General features: G+C 68.3%; 13 protein-coding genes. 2 read left to right on the plus strand and 11 right to left on the minus strand.

Annotated features, from left to right (window positions below; translation table 11 throughout):
- On the plus strand, nucleotides 1–542 hold a 542-nt coding region (locus tag ACK4S9_RS11960; protein WP_409725820.1), incomplete at its 5' end, for a hypothetical protein.
- A 390-nt stretch (nucleotides 543–932) separates the two neighbouring features.
- Complete coding sequence (locus ACK4S9_RS11965) at nucleotides 933–2432, plus strand: DEAD/DEAH box helicase (RefSeq protein WP_409725822.1); 1500 nt, start codon at nucleotides 933–935, stop codon at nucleotides 2430–2432.
- A 147-nt stretch (nucleotides 2433–2579) separates the two neighbouring features.
- Here ACK4S9_RS11965 and ACK4S9_RS11970 read toward each other — a convergent pair whose 3' ends face one another.
- From ACK4S9_RS11970 to ACK4S9_RS12020, 11 genes are all read right to left on the minus strand, one after another.
- Entirely contained in the window at nucleotides 2580–4271 is a 1692-nt protein-coding gene (locus tag ACK4S9_RS11970) for a histidine kinase famiy protein (RefSeq protein ID WP_409725824.1), read from the minus strand.
- 143 nt (nucleotides 4272–4414) lie between these two features.
- A complete protein-coding gene (locus ACK4S9_RS11975; RefSeq protein ID WP_409725826.1) occupies nucleotides 4415–6526 on the minus strand; it encodes a DUF7024 domain-containing protein in 2112 nt (703 codons plus the stop codon).
- Nucleotides 6527–6549: 23 nt separating this feature from the next.
- Entirely contained in the window at nucleotides 6550–8643 is a 2094-nt protein-coding gene (locus tag ACK4S9_RS11980) for a DUF7024 domain-containing protein (protein ID WP_409725828.1), read from the minus strand.
- Nucleotides 8640–9029, minus strand: coding sequence for a GtrA family protein (locus ACK4S9_RS11985; RefSeq protein ID WP_409725830.1), 390 nt, complete (start codon nucleotides 9027–9029; stop codon nucleotides 8640–8642). The genes ACK4S9_RS11980 and ACK4S9_RS11985 overlap by 4 nt, the downstream gene beginning before the upstream one ends.
- Complete coding sequence (locus ACK4S9_RS11990; RefSeq protein WP_409725832.1) at nucleotides 9026–10066, minus strand: glycosyltransferase family 2 protein; 1041 nt, start codon at nucleotides 10064–10066, stop codon at nucleotides 9026–9028. The genes ACK4S9_RS11985 and ACK4S9_RS11990 overlap by 4 nt, the downstream gene beginning before the upstream one ends.
- Nucleotides 10063–11979, minus strand: a complete 1917-nt coding sequence (locus tag ACK4S9_RS11995; protein ID WP_409725834.1) for a hypothetical protein — start codon at nucleotides 11977–11979, stop codon at nucleotides 10063–10065. Before ACK4S9_RS11995 ends, ACK4S9_RS11990 begins: the two co-directional genes overlap by 4 nt.
- A complete protein-coding gene (locus tag ACK4S9_RS12000) occupies nucleotides 11972–14881 on the minus strand; it encodes a glycosyltransferase (protein ID WP_409725836.1) in 2910 nt (969 codons plus the stop codon). The genes ACK4S9_RS11995 and ACK4S9_RS12000 overlap by 8 nt, the downstream gene beginning before the upstream one ends.
- A 5-nt stretch (nucleotides 14882–14886) precedes the next feature.
- Nucleotides 14887–16185, minus strand: a complete 1299-nt coding sequence (locus ACK4S9_RS12005) for an FkbM family methyltransferase (RefSeq protein ID WP_409725838.1) — start codon at nucleotides 16183–16185, stop codon at nucleotides 14887–14889.
- Complete coding sequence (locus ACK4S9_RS12010; RefSeq protein ID WP_409725840.1) at nucleotides 16182–17417, minus strand: ABC transporter ATP-binding protein; 1236 nt, start codon at nucleotides 17415–17417, stop codon at nucleotides 16182–16184. The genes ACK4S9_RS12005 and ACK4S9_RS12010 overlap by 4 nt, the downstream gene beginning before the upstream one ends.
- Nucleotides 17417–18217 (minus strand): ABC transporter permease, encoded by an 801-nt coding sequence (locus tag ACK4S9_RS12015; RefSeq protein WP_409725842.1) that lies wholly within the window; start codon nucleotides 18215–18217, stop codon nucleotides 17417–17419. The genes ACK4S9_RS12010 and ACK4S9_RS12015 overlap by 1 nt, the downstream gene beginning before the upstream one ends.
- Before the next feature lie 169 nt (nucleotides 18218–18386).
- Nucleotides 18387–18701, minus strand: a complete 315-nt coding sequence (locus tag ACK4S9_RS12020; protein WP_409725844.1) for a hypothetical protein — start codon at nucleotides 18699–18701, stop codon at nucleotides 18387–18389.
- Between the last annotated feature and the right edge of the window lie 14 nt (nucleotides 18702–18715).

Here is an 18715-nt window from a genome sequence, read left to right on the forward strand (position 1 = left end):
CGGCCAAGGTGGTCCACCTCGACGCCATCCGCCCCGGACGCGGCGTGCCCCCGGCGGCGGCGCCCCAGCCGGACCGTGGCGACTGGACGCCGCGCCACTGGCTGGCCGTCGGCGCCGCGCTCGTGGCCGGCGCCGTCGGCGGCGCCCTCGGCTGGCAGGAGCTGCGGCCCGATCCCGGGCTGGTGCTGCTCGAAGCCAGCGATGGCGCCCTGGTGGCGCGCGGCCGCCTGGTCGAGGCCCTCGGCGGCCAACTGGCCAGTCCCGGCCCGTCGGAAACCGGGGTCCGCATCGGCGTCACCTTCGTTTCGAAGGATGGCAGTTACTGCCGCAGCTTCGTGGTCGACACCACCGCCGGCCTGGCCTGCCGCGGCAACGGGCGCTGGACCATCCCGGTGCTGGCCCAGCCGCAGCCGGGCACCGCCTGGCTCGACGGCAGCACCCTGCCGCCGTCGGTGCAGGCCGCCATCGACGCCCGCATCGTCGGCAGCACCCTCGACCCGGCGGCCGAACGCGCGGCCCAGCAGCGCGGCTGGACGCCTTGACGTGGACGGAGTTCGTAGGGTGGGCGGCTATGCCGCCCACGCGGTGATAGTTTGCTGCGAGATCATCCGGCGCGCGAACGGAGCCGATCGTTATCACCGCGTGGGCTTTGCAATTCCGGGCATTGCCCGAAATTGCCCCGCCCACCCTACAAATCAGGCTCTTATATACAGTGGAGTGGATTTGAGGTATCGTGTAGCCCGCTAAAGTGCCTCTACGTCCGCCCAGTCCAGGCTTGTTGCCTGGGCGCTTCGCGGCCCATGCGGACCGGTTTGCCGGCCCGCCGCCCCTCTGGAAGCTACCCGCGCAGGCCGATTCTTGCCCGCAGGCGCAGCCGTAGAGCTAACGAAATACTGTCCAACAAGAATATGTCTGATATCCAGAATACTCCCATGAGCGCCGACCCGTCCGACCTGACCCTGGCCGCACCGGTCGAACAGGTCAAGGCCGACGAGGCGCCGACCGTGCGCTTCACCGACCTCGGCCTGGCGCCGGAAATCCTGCGCGCGCTGACCGACCAGGGCTACGAGCATCCGACCCCGATCCAGGCCAAGGCGATCCCGCTGGTCCTGCAGGGCCGCGACGTCATGGGCGCCGCCCAGACCGGCACCGGCAAGACCGCCGGCTTCTCGCTGCCGATCATCCAGCTGCTGATGGCGCATGCCAACAGCAGCATGTCGCCGGCGCGCCACCCGGTGCGCGCCCTGGTGCTGACCCCGACCCGCGAACTGGCGGTGCAGGTGGCCGACAACGTCAAGGCCTACGCCAAGCATACGCCGCTGCGTTCCACCGTCGTGTTCGGCGGCATGGACATGAAGGGCCAGACCACCATCCTGAAGGGCGGCGTCGAGATCGTCATCGCCACCCCGGGCCGCCTGCTCGACCACATCGAGCAGAAGAACGTCAGCCTGGGCCAGGTGCAGATGCTCGTCATGGACGAGGCCGACCGCATGCTCGACATGGGCTTCCTGCCCGACCTGCAGCGCATCATCAACCTGCTGCCGAAGCAGCGCCAGAACCTGATGTTCTCGGCCACCTTCTCGCCGGAGATCAAGAAGCTGGCCAACAGCTTCCTGAACAGCCCGGTGCTGATCGAAGTCGCGCGCAGCAACGCCACCGCCGACAAGGTGACGCAGATCGTCTACAAGGTCGACGAGGAGCTCAAGCGCGACGTGGTCGAGCATATCATCCGCGAGCGCAACCTGAAGCAGGTGATCGTGTTTTCGAACACCAAGATCGGCGCCTCGCGCCTGTCGCGCCACCTGGAGCAGAAGGGCATCAAGGCTTCGGCGATCCACGGCGACAAGACCCAGCAGGAGCGCATGGCCGCCCTCGACGCCTTCAAGGCGGGCTCGGTGGAGGTGCTGGTGGCGACCGACGTGGCCGCGCGCGGCCTCGACATCTCGGACCTGCCCTGCGTGATCAACTACGACCTGCCATACAACGCCGAGGACTACGTGCACCGCATCGGCCGTACCGGCCGCGCCGGCGCCTCGGGCGACGCGCTGTCGGTGTACTCGGACAAGGACGAGCGCCTGCTGGCCGACATCGAGAAGCTGATCAAGCAGACCGTCCCGCGCGGCGAGCTGCCGGGCTTCGTGGCGCCGTCGAGCCGTTCGCGCGAAGGCGGACGCCCCGAATTCGCCCGCGACGGCGAACGCCGTGGACGCCGCGACGAAGGCGCAGCGCGTGGCGGCGAACGCGGCGAACGTCCGGCGCGCAGCGGCGGCTACAGCCCGACGCCGCGCCGCGACAAGGTCGATCCGTGGTTCCTCAAGCCCTACGAGCCGTCCAGCGCGGCGCGCAAGGAAGTCGTGACGCCGGCGCCGCAGTCCAAGCCGGGCAAGCAGAAGCTGGCCTTCCTGCTGGGCGGCGGACCGCGTTCGAATTGATCTTGTAGGGTGGGCAGGTTTCCTGCCCACGCGGCGATAGCCTCACGATGATATATCGCGGCCGTGCTGGCGCTAGTTGAACGCGTGGGGTAATCCTGGCCAGTGGCCAGGATTACGAGCCGCCCACCCTACGATGTGCGGCGACTTCTAAGCCGCGCGGCGCGCCCGCAGCGCCGCATGCACCCGGTCCAGTAAATCCTGGTGCTGGTAGGGCTTGGCCAGCACATCCAGCGACTTGTCGCGCACGCTGCGCGCCGGCAGTTCGTCCATGTAGCCGGTGGTGACCAGGACCGGCATGCCCGGCTTGCTGGCCTGCACCTGCTCGATCAGCTGCAAGCCGTTCATCCCGCCCGGCATGATCACGTCGGTGAACAGCAGGTCCACCTTTTCCGTGGCCAGCAGCTCGAGCGCGCGCTCTCCGCTCGGCGCCGACAGCACGTCGTAGTCGGCCGCCTCCAGCATGGCTTCGGCCAGTTCGCGCACGTCCTCGTTGTCTTCCACCACCAGGATGCGGCACTTGCGGCCCGCTTCGTGGGCGGCCGAGCCGGCGTCGACTCCGCCATCCTCGTGGCGCGACTGCTGCGCTACCGGGAAGATCATGCGCACCTGGGTGCCGCGTCCCGCCTCGCTTTCGATGTCGAGCCGGCCAAGCGACTGCTGCACGAAGCCGTGCACCATCGCCAGGCCCAGGCCCGTGCCCAGGCCCTTGGTGGTGAAGAAGGGTTCGGTGGCGCGCTTGAGCACGTCCGGCGGCATGCCTTCGCCCTCGTCCTGGACGCAGATGCTCACGTATTCGCCCGGCGGCAGGCGGTTGGCGATGCGCCGTGCTTCCTCGACCACCGCCGTGCCCACCGTCACCACGCCGCCGCGCGGCATGGCGTCGCGCGCATTGATGACGACGTTGAGCAGCGCCATTTCCAGGTAGGTCGGGTCGATCGAGCAGGACGGCAGGCCGGGGCGCAGGTCGAGGCGCAGCTCGACCTTGTCGCCGAGGGTGCGCACCAGCATGTCGGAAAAATCGACCACCAGCGCGTTCAGGCTGACGCGCTTGTGCTCGAGGCGCTGCTTGCGCGCAAAGCTCAGCAGTTGCTGGGTGAGCTTGCCGGCCTGCATGGTGGCGCGCTGGGCACGCCGGATCGGCTCGGTTGCGGCGGGAATCTTGCCGGCGGTGAGCAGGGCCAGTTCGAGATTGCCGTTGATGACCTGCAGCAGGTTGTTGAAATCGTGCGCCATCCCGGCCGACAATTGCCCGATGGCCTCCATCTTCTGGGCCTGCAGGTTCGACTCGAGCATGCTGCGGCGCTCGGTGATGTCCATCTGCGAAGCGAAGAAGTACAGGAGCTTGCCGTCCTGGCCGAAGATCGGGCCGATGAACAGGGCGTTCCAGAACGGTTCGCCGTCGGCCTTGTAGTTGAGGATGTCGACCGCCACCGCGCGCTCCTCGCGCAGGGCCTTGCGCACTTCGGCGACCGTGCTGCGATCGGTGTCCGGCCCCTGCAGGAAGCGGCAGTTGCGGCCCATCACGTCCTTTTCTTCGTAGCCGGTCAGGTCATAGAAGGCGCCGTTGGCGAACACGATCGGATCGTCTTCCTGGTTGGGGTCGGTGACGATCATGGGCATGCGCGTCATTTCGACGGCGGCGAAGAAGATGTTGCCGCGTTCGTCCAGCCCGCGGTGGCCGATGTAGCCGGCCTGCCAGTGATTCACGCCCGGACCGCCGGTCGGCGTGACGGCATTGCCCTCGACCTCGCCGACGGCCTGCACGCCCATGCTCTGGCCGCCACCCTGCAGGTCCAGGGGTTTCGAGAGGTGTTCCTGCTTGTCCGATCCTGTCGCCATGTGTGTCCCGGTGTGCGGCAGCATGCCGCGACGCAAGCAGCCGCACGGAGGCGGCTGCTCCATTCCACTTTAGCGGGGGCGGGAAGGGTATTCCGTACGTGAGCGCACACAGCACCGGCAAGGGCGAGCCGGTCTGCGCCAGATCAAGGCCCGGCCTGGGCCTGGACCTGCCTGGTGCCGTCGGTGATGACGATCTCGCCGATGCCGATCCCGAGCTTGCGCGAGTCGCCCGGCTGGCCGCGCTCCTCCGGCGACACCGGCTGCGGCACGTCGATCACCAGGGTGCGGGCAGTGCCGTCGGTGTCGAAATGCAGGCCGATTTCCTGTTGGTGCCAGCCGACCTTGAATTCCCTGGTCTGGCCGCCGAGGTGCATCTTGAAGGGCAGGTGGGCATTCACGTCGTAGGCGCGCGCCGTCAGCACCACGCCGGCGCGGCGCGGCAGGGGCTGCGCGAACTCGATCACGACCCGTTTCGCATTCGACCAGCGTCCCCAGGGTTCGAGCTTCGACAGGCCTTCGACGCTGGTCACCACGCGCGGGTCCGGCGGGTCCGACAGTTTCACATGGCTGAGCTTCGGCTCGGGTTCCGGCAGGCGCAGCACCGTATACCAGGGCGTGTGCCGGACGGTGGTGGCGATGTGGGCGGGGACCTGGTATTCGCCCAGCAGGAGCATCCATTTCTTATTCAATGGCAACTGGTATTCGGCAACCTCGCCGAAGTCGATCATGGTGGTGGTGGTGTCCGGGTGGTCGATATGGAACTGCGCGCGCAGGATCAGGCTCAGGTCGACACCCGTGACCACCACCTGGCCGCGTTCGGCCGCCGGTACATGGTCGTGGACCCATTTGGCCGCCAGGTCGGTCTGGCTCGGCGGGCGCAGGTTTTCGAAGTGATTGTGGACGGCCCGGTTGCTGGCCGCATAGGCTGCCGGCAGGGCCAGGCACAGGAACAGCAGCGGCGCCGCGCGCAGGCGCATCGCCCAGGCGAGCAGGACGAGCGACTGCAAGCCGACGAGGATGCGCAGGTACTTGTCCGCCACGTTGAGGCGATGGATGTCGGGGCTGTCGACCACGTTCGTTGGGTAACCCTGCAGCAGGAACAGCGCAGCGACCAGGGCCGCCCCCAGCGCCGCGACCAGCGTCCAGCGCAGCCACGGACGCTCGCGCTGTTCCGGCAGCCGTGCTTCCCGGGGCAGCGCCGCCGCGGCCACGACGAGCAGCAGCGGGAACACGAAGCTGTAGTAGCGCAAATGCAGGCGCAGGCCTTCGCGGCTGCCCTCGACGTGCAGGCCGGCGGTGTACATGACCGTCAGGCCGGCGGCGGCGCCGAGCATGAGCAGGGTGTACAGGTGCAGCAGGCGGCGGTCGGCGTCCGCCGGGTCCGCGCCGGTGGCGCGCGGGCGCAGTACCTGCGTGCACAGTGCATAGGCCAGCATGGCCAGCGGCAGGCCGTAGACCAGGGCCAGCGTCATCAGGTGGCCGCGCGCGCTGACCAGGGCCGCCACCAGCAGGGTCATCCTGTCGGTGCCGAGCCTGGTCGACTCGTAGAAAGCGCCGAATATGCTGAGGCCGGCATCGCCGGCGAACAGCCAGCCGAGGCCGAGTTTGACGGCGAAGGTGCACAGGGTCGCGGCCGCCGCCATGGCAACGCCGCGCAGGAACCAGGGGCCGCCGCGGAGCCAGCTGGCCGCCAGCAGGAAGGGGACCAGGGCCGGCAGCAGGAAGATCGCATGGACTTTCACCTGGCTCATCAGGCCCAGCACGGCGCCGCTTGCCAGCGCGTGCACGGCCGGCCGCCAGTCGCCGCCTTTCAGCGCCACCCAGCTCAGCACGCAGAAACCGAAGTAGTACATCGACTCCGGCATGAAGTAGACGGTAAAGGAGTTCAGCGGCGCGAGCGCGCTCAGCAGCGCGACGCCGGCCGCCGCCGGGGCGCCCGTGTAGCGGCGCGCGATCAGGTAGATGAAAGGCGCGCCGCCCACGAAGAAAGCCAGGTTGCCGATCCGGACGCAGTCGAGGAAGCCGTCGCCGCAGGCATTGCTGGCGCCGAACAGCCACAAGTACAGATACGAGGGCAGCATCGAATCGGCCAGCGGCATCAGGCGCGCGAACTTGCTGTAATACCATTCGTCAGCGAAGACGCTCGGCTGCAGGCCGGTATTGCGCTGGAACAGGAGGCAGGCGATGCCGGCAAGGGCGACAGTCAGGACCAGGGGCCAGGCGAGGTGTTTGGTTCGGGTATCGTTTGGCGTCATGTCTCGTTCTTGTTTTTGTAGGTCTAGGGAGAGGTTCTCTCTTCAATCCGCAAGCGTGTCAGCGAAATCCCCAGCAAACGCGTATCCGTCGAATTGCCCAGCTCGCTCGGGCGCTGCGGCTGCGGCACCTCGATCACCAGTGTCTGCTGGCGTCCGTCGGTGTCGAGGTCGAGCACGACTTCGCGCGCTTCCCAGGGCAGGCGGAACGCGAGAGCCGCATCCCCCGCGCGCAGGACGAAGGGCGCGTCGATGTTGGCGCCGAAGGCGCCTGCGGTGAGCACCACCGTCAGGCGCGCCGGCAAGGGGCGGTCGAAGCGCAGCTCGACACGCTTGCCATCCGACCAGCGGCCCCAGGCTTCCACATTCGCCACGCCGTCGGCCCCCACCACCAGCCGGCCGGGGCCGGGCGCGACATTGAAGGCGTATTCGCCCACCAGGCTGCGCTCGGGGCGGGGCAGCTTGACGATCGTGAAATCCTCGTCGGCGATGGCCGGAACCATCCCTTCCGGCAGCGAATGGCGTCCCACCGCGACCAGCCAGCGCGTCTGCGAGCCGATGCGATAGGCCTCGATCGGGGCGCCGTCGGGCATGTCGAGCAGGATCATCTGCGGATGGTCGATGTGGAACTGGGTGCGGAACAGGTCGGCGCCGTTGGCGACGATCATGGTGGCGCTGCGCTCCTCTGGCGGAATCAGCGCGCGCGCGGCCATGCCGGCGCGGTCGGCAGGCGGCGCGGCCTTCAGGTGCACGAGGTAATGCTGGTGCACGTCGCGGTTGGTGATGAGCAGCGCCAGCGGCAAGGCCAGTGCAAGCGCGCCCCAGGCCGCGGCGCGGCGCGAGCGCAGCCACAGCGCCAGCAGCAGGGCCTGGACGATGAACAGGGCGGTGACCGCGACGCCATGCCTGGCCAGCGCCGTGTATTCCGGGCTGTCGGTGAGGCGCGGGTCGAAAGCGGGCAGGCCGACCCAGGCTGCCGCCAGCAGGGCGGCCAGCACCAGCACGATCAGTCCCGGCGCCAGGGCGCGACCGCCTGCCGGCGGGCTGGCCTCCTTGCCGGCGGCCGCGGTAGCGGCAGCGGCGACCAGCAGCAGGGGCAGCGCGAAGCTGTAATAGCGCGAATGCAGGCGCAGGCCCTCCATCGGGCCCTCGTGGGCGATCGAGGCCGTGTACAGGACGGCCAGGCCGAGCGCGGAGCCGAGTGCGAGCACGGTGAAGACGACCAGCGGGCCGCGCGGATTGTCGGCGCGCCAGGTGTCGCGGCTGAACACGGCATGCAGCAGGATCGCCAGGGGGATGGCCAGCAGCGCCGTCAAGGCCGTCGCATGGCCGCGTGCGCTGACCGACATCGGGTAGAGACGCGACAGCAGGCTGTGCTGCGAGGCCGAGCTGGCCCCTGCACCATAGAAGGCGCCGAACAGGGTCAGGCCGGCTTCGCCCGCCAGCAGCCAGCCGAGCAGCAGTTTCACCAGCACGGCGCTTGCCAGGGCCAGCGCCGCCGCGCCCAGCCCGCGGGCGATCCACGGACCGCCGGCCGCGCGCACACGGCTGGCGTACACGAGGTAGAGGCACAGCGCCGGCAGCAGGAAGACGGCGTGCACCTTCACCAGGCTCATGAGACCCAGCACGGCGCCGGCCGCCAGCGCATGCAGCGGGGCGCGCCATGCCAGTCCATTCAGCGCGACCCAGGCCAGCAGCGCGAAGCCGAAGAAGTACATCGACTCCGGCATGAAGAAGCTGGTGTACAGGTTCAGCGGCAGCAGCAGGGACAGCAGGGCGATGGCGCAGGCCAGGGGCGCCGCTACCAGGCGCCGCGCGACCAGGTAGAGGAAGGGGGCGGCGCCGACGTGGAACACCACGTTGCCGATGCGGGCGCAGTCGAGGAAGCCGGGACCGCAGCCGCTCGTGGCGCCGAACACCAGCAGGTAGAGCCAGGACGGCAGCGTGGCCTCGGACAAGGGCATCAGGCGCGCCATCTTGCTGTAGTACCACTCGTCGGCGAAGACGCCGGGCGACAGGCCGAGCGTGCGCTGCAGCAGGTACCAGCCGACCAGCGCCATGCCGGCGGCCAGGACCAGGGAAGGAAGGCGCGGGTTGCGCGTGCTTGCGGCAGTGTTCACTTGAAGATCCAGTATTTACCGAGCAGGAAGCCGTTCACCGCCACCAGCGGCAGCGACAGGATCTTGCCGAGCAGGGGATCGGCCCAGAGCGCCTGGGTCAGCGCCACGCAGCCCAGGGTCAGGCCGTAGTTGATGCCGACCAGGCACAGGTAGCGCGCGAAGCGCGCCGGATTGGCCGAGGCGTTGAAGGTGACGCCCGAGTGGAAGGCGAAGTTGACCAGCAGCCCGGCCGCGAAGCCGGCGCTGGCGGCCGCCGCGTGATGCACGCCGGCCCCCAGCAGCAGCTGCATCAGGCCGATGTCGACCAGCGCGCACAGCACGCCCCCGGCGACGTAGACGGCGAACTGGCGCGAGGCCAGCTTGGAAGCGATCCTGACGGGACTCATTGCTTGCTGCGGTACAGGGTCTTCTTGTGCAGCGGCCGGCGCGGCACCGAGGCGACGTCGTGGGCGATGAAGGCGAGGATCAGCTGCACGCCCATGATCACCGGCAGCGCGGCCAGCATCACGGTGCCGGCCGGGGTCGCGACGCCGTCCTGGGCCGAGGCGATCCAGTGCGTGACGCCATAGATGGCGCCGAACAGGGTGAGCAGGATCCCGAGCGGCAGCTCGATCGAGGCCACCGACATGTTGCGCAGGTAGTAATTGTAGAAGATGCGCTTGCCGAAGTTGCGCACGTGCTTGGTGAAGAATTCGGTGACGACCCGCGAGATTCTCAGGTTGCTGACCTCGTCGCCATAGACGGCGTCCATCGGCACGTCGGCCACCACCGCGCCCAGGATGTTCAGGCGGAACAGCATGTCCGACTCGAAGAAGTAGCGCTTGCTGATCTTGTCGAAGGGAAGGTAGCGCGCGCAGTCGGCGTGGATCGCGGTGTAGCCGTTGGTCGGGTCGAACAGGTCCCAGTAGCCCGAGGACAGCTTGGTGATAAGGGACAGCATCGCATTGCCGAACAGGCGCATCGGCGGCATCGCGCCCAGGCGTTCCAGGTTGAAGAAGCGGTTGCCCTTGGTGTAGTCGGCTTCGCCCGCCAGGATCGGCGCGATGAAGCTCGGGATCAGGGCGCCGTCCATCTGGCCGTCGCCGTCGATCTTGACCATCACCTTGGCGCCGTCGGCGATGGCGGCGCGGTAGCCGGTCATGACGGCGCCGCCCACGCCCTGGTTCTCGGCGTGTTCCAGCACCACGACGCGCGGGTCGCGGCAGTGTTCGCGCACAAACGCGCCGCTGCCGTCCGGGCACTTGTCGTCCACTACGTAGATGCGGCTGACTTCAGGCCCGATGCCCGCGATCACGTCCAGGATGTGGCGGGTGACCTTGTAGCTGGGGATCACGACCGCGACCGCGTCGGGCACGCCGATCGGCGCAATGGCTTGCGGGGTGGCGGGAGAGAGCTTCGTGGTGCTGGCGTCAAGAGCGTTCATGGCTTGCTGGGGTGTTGGCGTACGCTGACCTCGCGCAGGAAGAAGGCGAGGAGGCGCGGGTCGCCCGGACCGGGGGAGGTGGGCGAGGCATGTTCGAGTTCGATATCGAGGGCGGTGGCGCGGGCAGCGTCTGTCAATTGCGCCGGCAGGGCCAGCGGACCGGCCTGGTCGAGCGCGTGCCAGCCCAGATCCTGCCCGTTGACGATGACGCGGGTCTGGCGGTTCGGCGCCAGGTAGTTGCCGCTGATGAGCAGGGCCTGGACGGGGCCGCCGTCGACTTCCACGCGCAGGCGCGAGCGCGCGCCGAGCGACCAGGCGCCGTCCCAGCCGGGACCGTTCGCTTCCAGGTTGCTCCAGCCCGAAACCAGGGCCACGGCCTCGCCGGCGCGCAGCGCGTCGAACCCGAAGCTGCGCTGGGCGTAGCTCCCTGCGACACAGCGCAGCGGCCCGTCGATGTAGCGCCAGCCGCGCGTGCTCGCCACCTGCGGCAGGTCGGGCGCCAGGCTGGCGCCGCGGCCGCACAGCTGCTCGTCCAGGTGGGCGTTGGACGAATGCACCAGGGTTTTCAGCTCCCTGCCGTCGGCGCCGCGCAGCACGTAAACCTTGTCGGACTGGATATAGTCGTCGTGGTGGCCCGCGCGCTCGGCGAAGATTTCGGGCTCCGGATGGTAATACTGCGGCGCGCGCGCCAGGACCAGTTCGGCGGTGGGGCTGAAGTGGACGTAGTCGTATTCGGATGCGTGGTCCACGGCCGCCGCCTGGCCGGCCGCCAGCAGTACCAGGGCCGTCTGCGGCCAGCGCGGCAGGCGGCGCAGCAGCACCAGCAGGGCGAAGACCAGCGGCATCGCGGCCCAGAAGGCGTAGCGCATGGGCCCCACGGCGCCCGAGTTCCAGTTCAGCACGGCCAGCGCGGGCAGGGCCAGCGCCAGCGTGAGCAGCGCGCTAAGCAGCAGCACGCCGCGCGCGCGGCCATCCATGCGCGGCAGCAGCAGGAGCAGAAGCAGCAGCAGGGCGGGAACGCCGACGATCATGCCCTGGTTCAGGTCGAAGTAGAAGGACAGCAGGCGCGTCGCGCCGACCAGGCCCGGGTCCGAGAACAGCTTGGCGATGATGTTGGGGACGCCGAACTGCCACAGGTTGAACAGCGGCGGCAGCGCGAACACCGCCATGCCGCCGGCCAGGCCGAGGATGTTGCTGCGCGTGAGCTGGGCGCGCAGGTTGGCGACGAAGCCTTGCTGGCGCTCATACTCGAGCCACAGCTTGAACAGCGGCGCGAACACGAAGAAGAACACGATGGTGGGGTTCTGCTGCCCGGCCAGCCCGGCCAGCACGCTGCCGGCCAGCGGGGCGCCGCTCGTATAGAACAGCAGGCCGGCCAGCAGGAGGGCCGCACTCACGCATTCCGGGCTGGTCCAGTGCAGGTAGAGGGCGCCGCCGCACAGCATGAACAGCCCGAGGCCGAGCCAGGCCTTGGGTTCGGACCCGAAGAAGCGCCGCAGCGCCAGCCCCAGCACGAACACCGCCGCCATGTTGACCGCCTGGAAGGCCTTGAAGGGTGGAATGCCGAGCGCCTCGAACAGCTTGAAGGGGGCGGCCGCCAGCAGCGAATAGCCGAAGTAGTGCACCGGGAACACGTCGCCGTCGCGCCCGCGCACGAAGGCCGCGTACAGCTGCTGGTCGCCTTCGCGCATGCCGCGCTCGAGCAGGTCGAAGGGGACGATGAACATGCCGGGCAGCAGGGTGCGCACGCGGGCGATGTCTTCCAGGCGGATGTCCGGCGAGCCGTGGTCGGCGATCGCCACGGTGGCGACCGTGTACTCGACCACGTCGCCGCCGTAATAAGGCTTGTACATCGCGAGCAGGCCGCACAGGGCCAACGCGACCAGCAGCGGGAAGCGCCAGCGCTCAAGCATGGTCGCGATCCGTGCCGGGGAGCACGCGGTACCACTGCTGGCGCACCAGGCCGTCGAGCACTTGCCGGGCGCTCTGGTCCCAGGTCAGCCAGGGCATGCCGGTCGACTGCGGCGCCTTGCCCTCGCGCTGGAGCAGCAGCCATGCCTGGATCGCGTCGGCCAGGGCCGAGGGCGCCAGGCCGTCGAAGTAGTAAGCGTGCTCTCCCGCCACTTCGCGGAACACCGGCAGGCTGCGCGCGATGATCGGGATGCCGTGCTGGGCCGCCTCGATCAGCGGCAGGCCGAAGCCTTCGCCCTCGGACGGCGACAGCAGGGCGGACGAGGCGGCGTAGAGCTTGAGCAGCATCTCGTCCGAGATGCCGTTCATCCAGAACAGGCGCTTCGATTTTTCCGGATGCGCGGCCATGCGTTCGCACAGCTTTTCCATCATCCAGCCCTGCTTGCCGACCACGACCAGGTTGACGTCCTCGCCGCGCTCCCACAGCAGTTCGAAGGCGTCCAGCGCCTGGGTGTGGCCCTTGCGCGGCTCGACGGTGCCGACCATGATGAAGCTGTGGCGCTGCGCCAGCGCATCGAGCACCTGCGCGGCGTCCGGCGGCAGGCCGAAGCTGGGCGCGCTGGCGTCGATGTCCGCGCCCAGGTGGAAGTGGCCGAGTTTTAAAGGCGCGCGGCGGGCCAGGCCCTGGCGCTCGATCCAGGCGGCCAGTTCGTCGGCCACGGCGCGCGAGATGCACAGCACGCCGTCCGACACCTTGTGCACGGTGCGCAGGAAGTCGCCGAAGTACTGCTCGGTGCCGAAGGGGAAGACGTCCGGACGCAGCATCGGCAGGATGTCGAACACCACGAAGTAGATGCCGACGCCGCGCGCGCGCATCGACTGCAGCAGCGCTTCGTTTTGCGAGGTGCCGTTGGTGAACAGGTCGAGGCCGAAGAAGATGTCGCCCGGGCGCAGGTCGACCGGGGCGTCTTCCAGCAGCAGGCCGGTCTCGCCAACCATGCCCAGGCCGAACTGGCGCGCGTACTGGTAGCTGCGGTTGCCGCCGTGCGAATACACCGGCTCGATCCGGAAGCCCGGCGGCGGATCGGCGATCATCGACAGCAGGATGCTGCGCACCACGCGCTGGATGCCGGTCTTGAGGTCGGACTGCACCACGGCGGAGACGTCCACCAGCAACTGGCGCGGCGCCGTGGGCGCGTGGTTGAAGGCGATCGCCGCGGCCAGCGCCGGCAGTTCGGCGTCCGGGCACTGGGGTGCGCTGGCGCGCACCAGCTTGCGGTAGGCGGCGTGCGGGCTGCGCTGGGCGAGCGTTTCGATCGCCTCGACGTACAGCTTGCCGACGTGGGCCGGCGCATGCTCGCTTTCCATGTGGGCCAGCGCCCGCTGCGACAGGCCGGCGCGCAGGTCCGCGTCGCCGTGCAGGCGTGCCAGCGCATCGGCCAGCTCTGATGTCTTGAAGCCATCCGGCAGCTTCAGCAGCAGCGCGTCGCCCATCGAGGCGGTCGAGCCGTGGGCGTTGACGATGGTCGGGATGCCGTACAGCAGGCAGTCGAGCACCGAGGCCGAGGTCTCGCCGCGGGTCGAGGCGCGCAGCTGCACCGCGCAGTCGCTGGCGGCGAGATAGTCGGCATAGGTGGCCGCATCGACGAAGCCGGCGATCCGGATGCGGCCGGCGGCTTCGCTGGCGGCGATCTTGCGCAGCAGGTTCGCCCCGTACAGGCCGGGGTCGTTCTCGCCGACGAAGACCAGGCGGCAGCGCGGGTCGTGCGCCAGGGGCGAAGCCAGGTAAGCGTCGAGCAGTTCTTCGTTGAGCTTGGTGCGGCCCAGCATGCCGAAAGTGGTGACGAGGTAGTCGCCGTCCTGGACGCCCAGGCGCGCACGCGCCGCCGCGCGCGCCGCCGGCGTGGCCGAACCCTCGGGACGGCCGCGCAGCAGCGGAATGGTGCGCCAGCCGTCGGCCGCGCCGGGGCCGTACCAGTCGGTCGCCAACTCTTTCGAGAAGTCGGAATGGACGATCACGCCGGTGGCCTTGTCGAGCACGCCCTTGTTGAGCGGGTATTTCCAGATGGCGGGGTTGCGTCCTTCCTTGCGGTGGCCGAGCAGGCCGGTGTAGCCGTGCGATTCGTACAGCGCCTTGACGAAGCCCTGCGGCAGGTAGGCTTCGCGTTCCAGGTTGTCGAGCACGCCCGACAGGAAGAAGTCGTGCAGCACCACGATGCCCGGCACGTCGCGGATCAGTTCGAACATGTGCTGGTGCGCGTGCGAGTTGCCGATGTGGTAGACGACGCGCTCGAAGGTATGCGCATGGGCGCGCAGCCAGTCGGGGCCGTGCAGCGGGAAGCCTTCCAGGCGGGCGTCCGCCACCGTGTCCTGGTCGACCACCAGCACGATGTCGTAGTACCTGGCCAGGATCGGCACCAGTTCGGCGCTGTAGTCGGCGATGCCGGACTTGACCGGCGGCAGCGGCGAGACGTAGGCGAGCTTCGGGCGGGCCGCCGGCGCGCCGGCGCAGCGCTCGGCAGCGGTGGCGTCCAGTTCCACCAGCAGCGCGGCCGCATCGAGTCCTTGCGGCGCACGATGGAGCACCGGGAAGGGCAGGGCGGCGGCGCCCCGGTCGGCCGCGCGCGGCACCAGGACCACGTCGGGCGACAGGCTGGCCAGCGCATGTTCGCGCAGGGCCTGCTGCAGGCGCTCGTTGCCGCCCAGCGCAGCGCTGCCCAGGTCGACCGCGCGCACGCGGCCGGGGAAGGCCAGGCGCAGGTCTTCGAGCAGGTCGGGATTGCCCAGGGGCGCGGCGATCCACAATTCGCGCGTGCCGGCGGCAGCCGCAAGGGCCTGTGCCATGGTCGACATGGCCGGGTCGAGGCGGTCCTGCGCGTGGAGGAAGTCGATGACGATACGCATATCTATTAGTGTCCTGCCCGGTTTCCAGCCTGGCCGCGGGCGCGCTGCAGGTCTCCCAGCACCGCGCGCACCGAGGCCGGCAAGCCCTTGAGTTCTTCGGGAACCGCCACCGCGGCATGCGTTGCCGGCTCAGGTGCGGCCTTGATGGCGGCCAGCGAGGTGCTGACCTTCTGGCCCAGCGCGGGGTAGCGCAGCAGCACCGGAATCAGGAGGCGGCGCATGCGTTCGTTCTTCGTCACGCGGGTGACGAGGCGGCGCGCCAGTCCGGGACGGCGCAGCGCCCGCAGCACGCGGCCCGCCGCGCGCAGGGGTTTCGTGACCTTCCACGAGGTACTGGCATAGGTGGCGGTGAGGCGCGCTTCCATGTCCTGCGCCCACACGGTCAGGTGGTGGCTGCTCAGCTGCGCCGCGGCCAGCGTGTCCTGCAGCGCCAGGATCTGGGCGTCGGCTTCCAGCTTCTGCTGCTCGGCCTTCTGCAGCGCCTGCTGCGCCAGCATCGCGGCCTGGTGCGCCTGTTCGATCGAGCGCGCCGCGCGTTCCGCGTTCTCGCGCGCCGCCTGCTCGGATTCCTTGAGCGACTTGGACAGCCGCTTGGCGGCGGTCCAGGACTTGTCGAGGTGGTGCGAGATGTAGTCGTCGAACACGTTCGGCTGGATGCCGAAGTGGGGCAGCAGCTCGGCGTGTTCTTCCGCCACGTAGTAGCGGTTCAGGCCATCGAACCAGGCGAAGCGGTAGCGCTGGCCCGTGACCAGGTGCTCCCAGGAAGAGTGGTTGGTTTCGCGGCTGTTCGGCAGCGTGGCCTCGATCACCAGCACCCAGGGACGCCAGCGTGCGAAATCCATGCCCTTGATCACTTCGCCCTCGAAGCCTTCGACGTCGATCTTCAGGAAGTGGATCTGCTGGTCCCGCACGTGTTCTTCGCACACCGACGCCAGGGTGCGCACCGGCACGCGCAGCTCGACGACCTCGTGGCCCTCGGAACGGTGCAGTTGCGCCACCGATTGTTCGGGCGAGGCCCAGCCGCGCACCTGGGGCGTGTCGTACAGGGTCAGTTCGCCGTTCTCGCTGCCGGCGGCGACCGCCAGGTTGACGTCGCGCGGGCGCTGGTCGAGGAAGGCCTGGTGGAAGGAAGGCAGCGGCTCGATGCTGATGCCGCGCCAGCCGGCGTCGTAGAAGGCCTTGGTGACCGAATGCTCTTCGGGGTCGTTGGCGCCGACGTCGATGTAGAAGCCGTTCGCGACGTGGCCGAGCGCGCGCCACAGCAGCACGTCCTCGGCGTTCTGGGAGTAGGAAATGAAACTCATGTGCTTGACGGGGAGCGTTGGATATCGATGGCCGGGTCGAGCCAGGCCGACCCCTCGAAGTGGGGGCGGCGCATGTTCATCACGGTGAACACCAGGGCCAGGTCGCGCCATTCGTAGTTGTTCACCAGGTGGGTCTCGGTGCTGACGATCGCGGTCGCCACCGAATAGGTGCCGGGGCCGAGGTTCATCGGGAAGGCGAAGCGGTAGCTCACTTCCTCCCCTGGCGCGACGTCCTCGAGCGGCAGGCCCTTGAGGTGGGTGTTGGTGCCGTACATCGGCTGGCCGAGGCGGTCCTTGATCATGTAGCCGAGCACCATGCGCGGGATCGGGGCCTTGACCCGCACTTTCACTTCCAGCGTGACCGCCGCGCCCACGTCGACCACCTCGACGCGCTGGCCGTCCTCGTCGAGCAGGGCGATGTCGCCGACGGTGGCTTCGCCGGTGCCCGAGATGGTCTGGACCTTGCCGTCGCCGGTCTCGTTCAGGCGTACCGTTTCGTTCTCGCGTTCCGCGATCATGGCATTGTAGTAGTCCATGATCTCTTCCGGCTTGCCCTGTTTCGCCAGGCGCCCGGCGTCTAACAGGATGGCGCGGTCGCACACCGACTGGATCGCCTGCTTGTCGTGCGAGACCAGCAGCAGGGTGGTGCCCTGCTGGCGGAACTGGCGGATGCGGTCGAACGACTTGTGCTGGAAGTAGGCGTCGCCCACCGACAGCGCTTCGTCGACGATCAGGATGTCGGGGCGGCGCGCCGTGGCGACCGAGAAGGCCACGCGCATCTGCATGCCGCTCGAGTACACGCGCACCGGCTGGTCCATGTAGTCGCCGATGTCGGCGAAGGCCTCGATCTGCGGCATGAGCGCCGTGATCTCGTCCACGCTCATGCCCAGCAGCTGGCCGGCCATGTAGACGTTCTGGCGCCCGGTGAAGTCCGGGTGGAAGCCCATGCCCAGTTCCAGCAGGGCGGCCACGCGGCCTTCCATCCAGACGCTGCCGGTGGTCGGCTGGGTGGTGCCGGTGATGAGCTTCAATAGCGTGCTCTTGCCCGCGCCGTTGATGCCGATCAGGCCCACGGCTTCGCCCGGCGACACCTGGAAGTTGATGTCGTTGAGCACCCACTTGAGCTTGTGGCGCGGACCGCGCAGCGGCAGCAGCCATTCGCCCAGGCGCGACCAGCGCGTCGGGTACTGCTTGTAGGCCTTGCCCAGGTTCGTGACGACGATGCTGCCCATCAGAGTTCATCCACCATTTCGCCGGCGCGCTTGCGGAACAGGCGCAGGCCCAGGATGCACAGCAGCAGGGCCAATAGGAAGGCCGGGATCAGCGCGTTCCAGTCGGGCAGCCGGCCTTCGACCAGGATCGCCTGGTGCGCCCCCACCACGGCCGCCATCGGGTTATAGGTCAGGATCGGCTGCGCGGCCTCGGGCAGGATCGAGGCCGGATAGACGATCGGCGTAAGCCAGAACCAGAACTGCATCGCGATGGTGACGAACTGGCCGACGTCGCGGAAGAACACGTTCAGGATGCCGCTGACCATCCCCAGGCCGATGGCCAGCAGGACCTGCAGCAGCAGCACCGGAATGATGGCGAAGAACACCGCACCCGGGAAATTGCCGGAAGCGACGAGGTAGACCAGAAATAAGCCAAAGATAATAGCGAAGTTCACCAGCCCGTTCAGGACGACGATGATGGGCAGGCAGATGCGCGGGAAACTGATCTTCTTGATCAGGTTGGCCTGCTCGAGGAACATGTTCTGCCCACGCGCGACGATCTCGGCGAACAGGCCCCAGGTCAGGATGCCGGCGCACAGGTAGATGGAATAGGCGGCGCCGGAAGCATTGCCCGGCAGTTTGGCGCGCATGACCTCGGAAAAGATCACCGTGTATACGAGGATCATGGCGAGCGGGCTGAGCACTGACCAGACGGCGCCCAGCATCGCGTTCACGTATTTCGACTGGAATTCGCGTTTGACGCTGCCCAGCACGAAACCGCGGTAGGCCCACAGGCCGCGCAGCATCAGTGGAGAAATCATGGGGCGAACCGCGTTGGCAGCGCCCTGATCGGGTACGTCAATGTGAATGGCATAAGGATTGGCTGAGCCGGATGAGCCGAAAATTATACTTCATCCATGCACCAATCCATTGTTGCAGTTGTAACACCTTGTCAAAAAACAACTTAATGTGTCACGAACTGTCGCGTGTTCAACTACCTAAGTTGGTAAAGATTCCGACCGCCATCTCCGCCCAGCAATACAAGAAGCCCAGGCCGACCACGGCGGCGGCAATCAGGCGCTGCTTCGTGCTGCGGAACCGGCGCAGTGCAAGGGTCAGGACCAGGCCGGCAGATGCCAGCAGGAGGCCGGCGGCGATGAAGTCGGAACCGGTCCAGTTCACTTCGTTCGTGAACTGCATGGCGACCAGGGGGATCGACAGGATGGCCGCCGTCACCGCCGCCACGGTCAGCAGGCTCCTGCCCAGGGTGGGTTTGACGAGTTCACTGCCGCTCAAGGTGCTCATGAATCATTCTCCGT

The organism is Massilia sp., assembly GCF_046293535.1.
Taxonomy (GTDB): Bacteria; Pseudomonadota; Gammaproteobacteria; order Burkholderiales; family Burkholderiaceae_D; genus Telluria.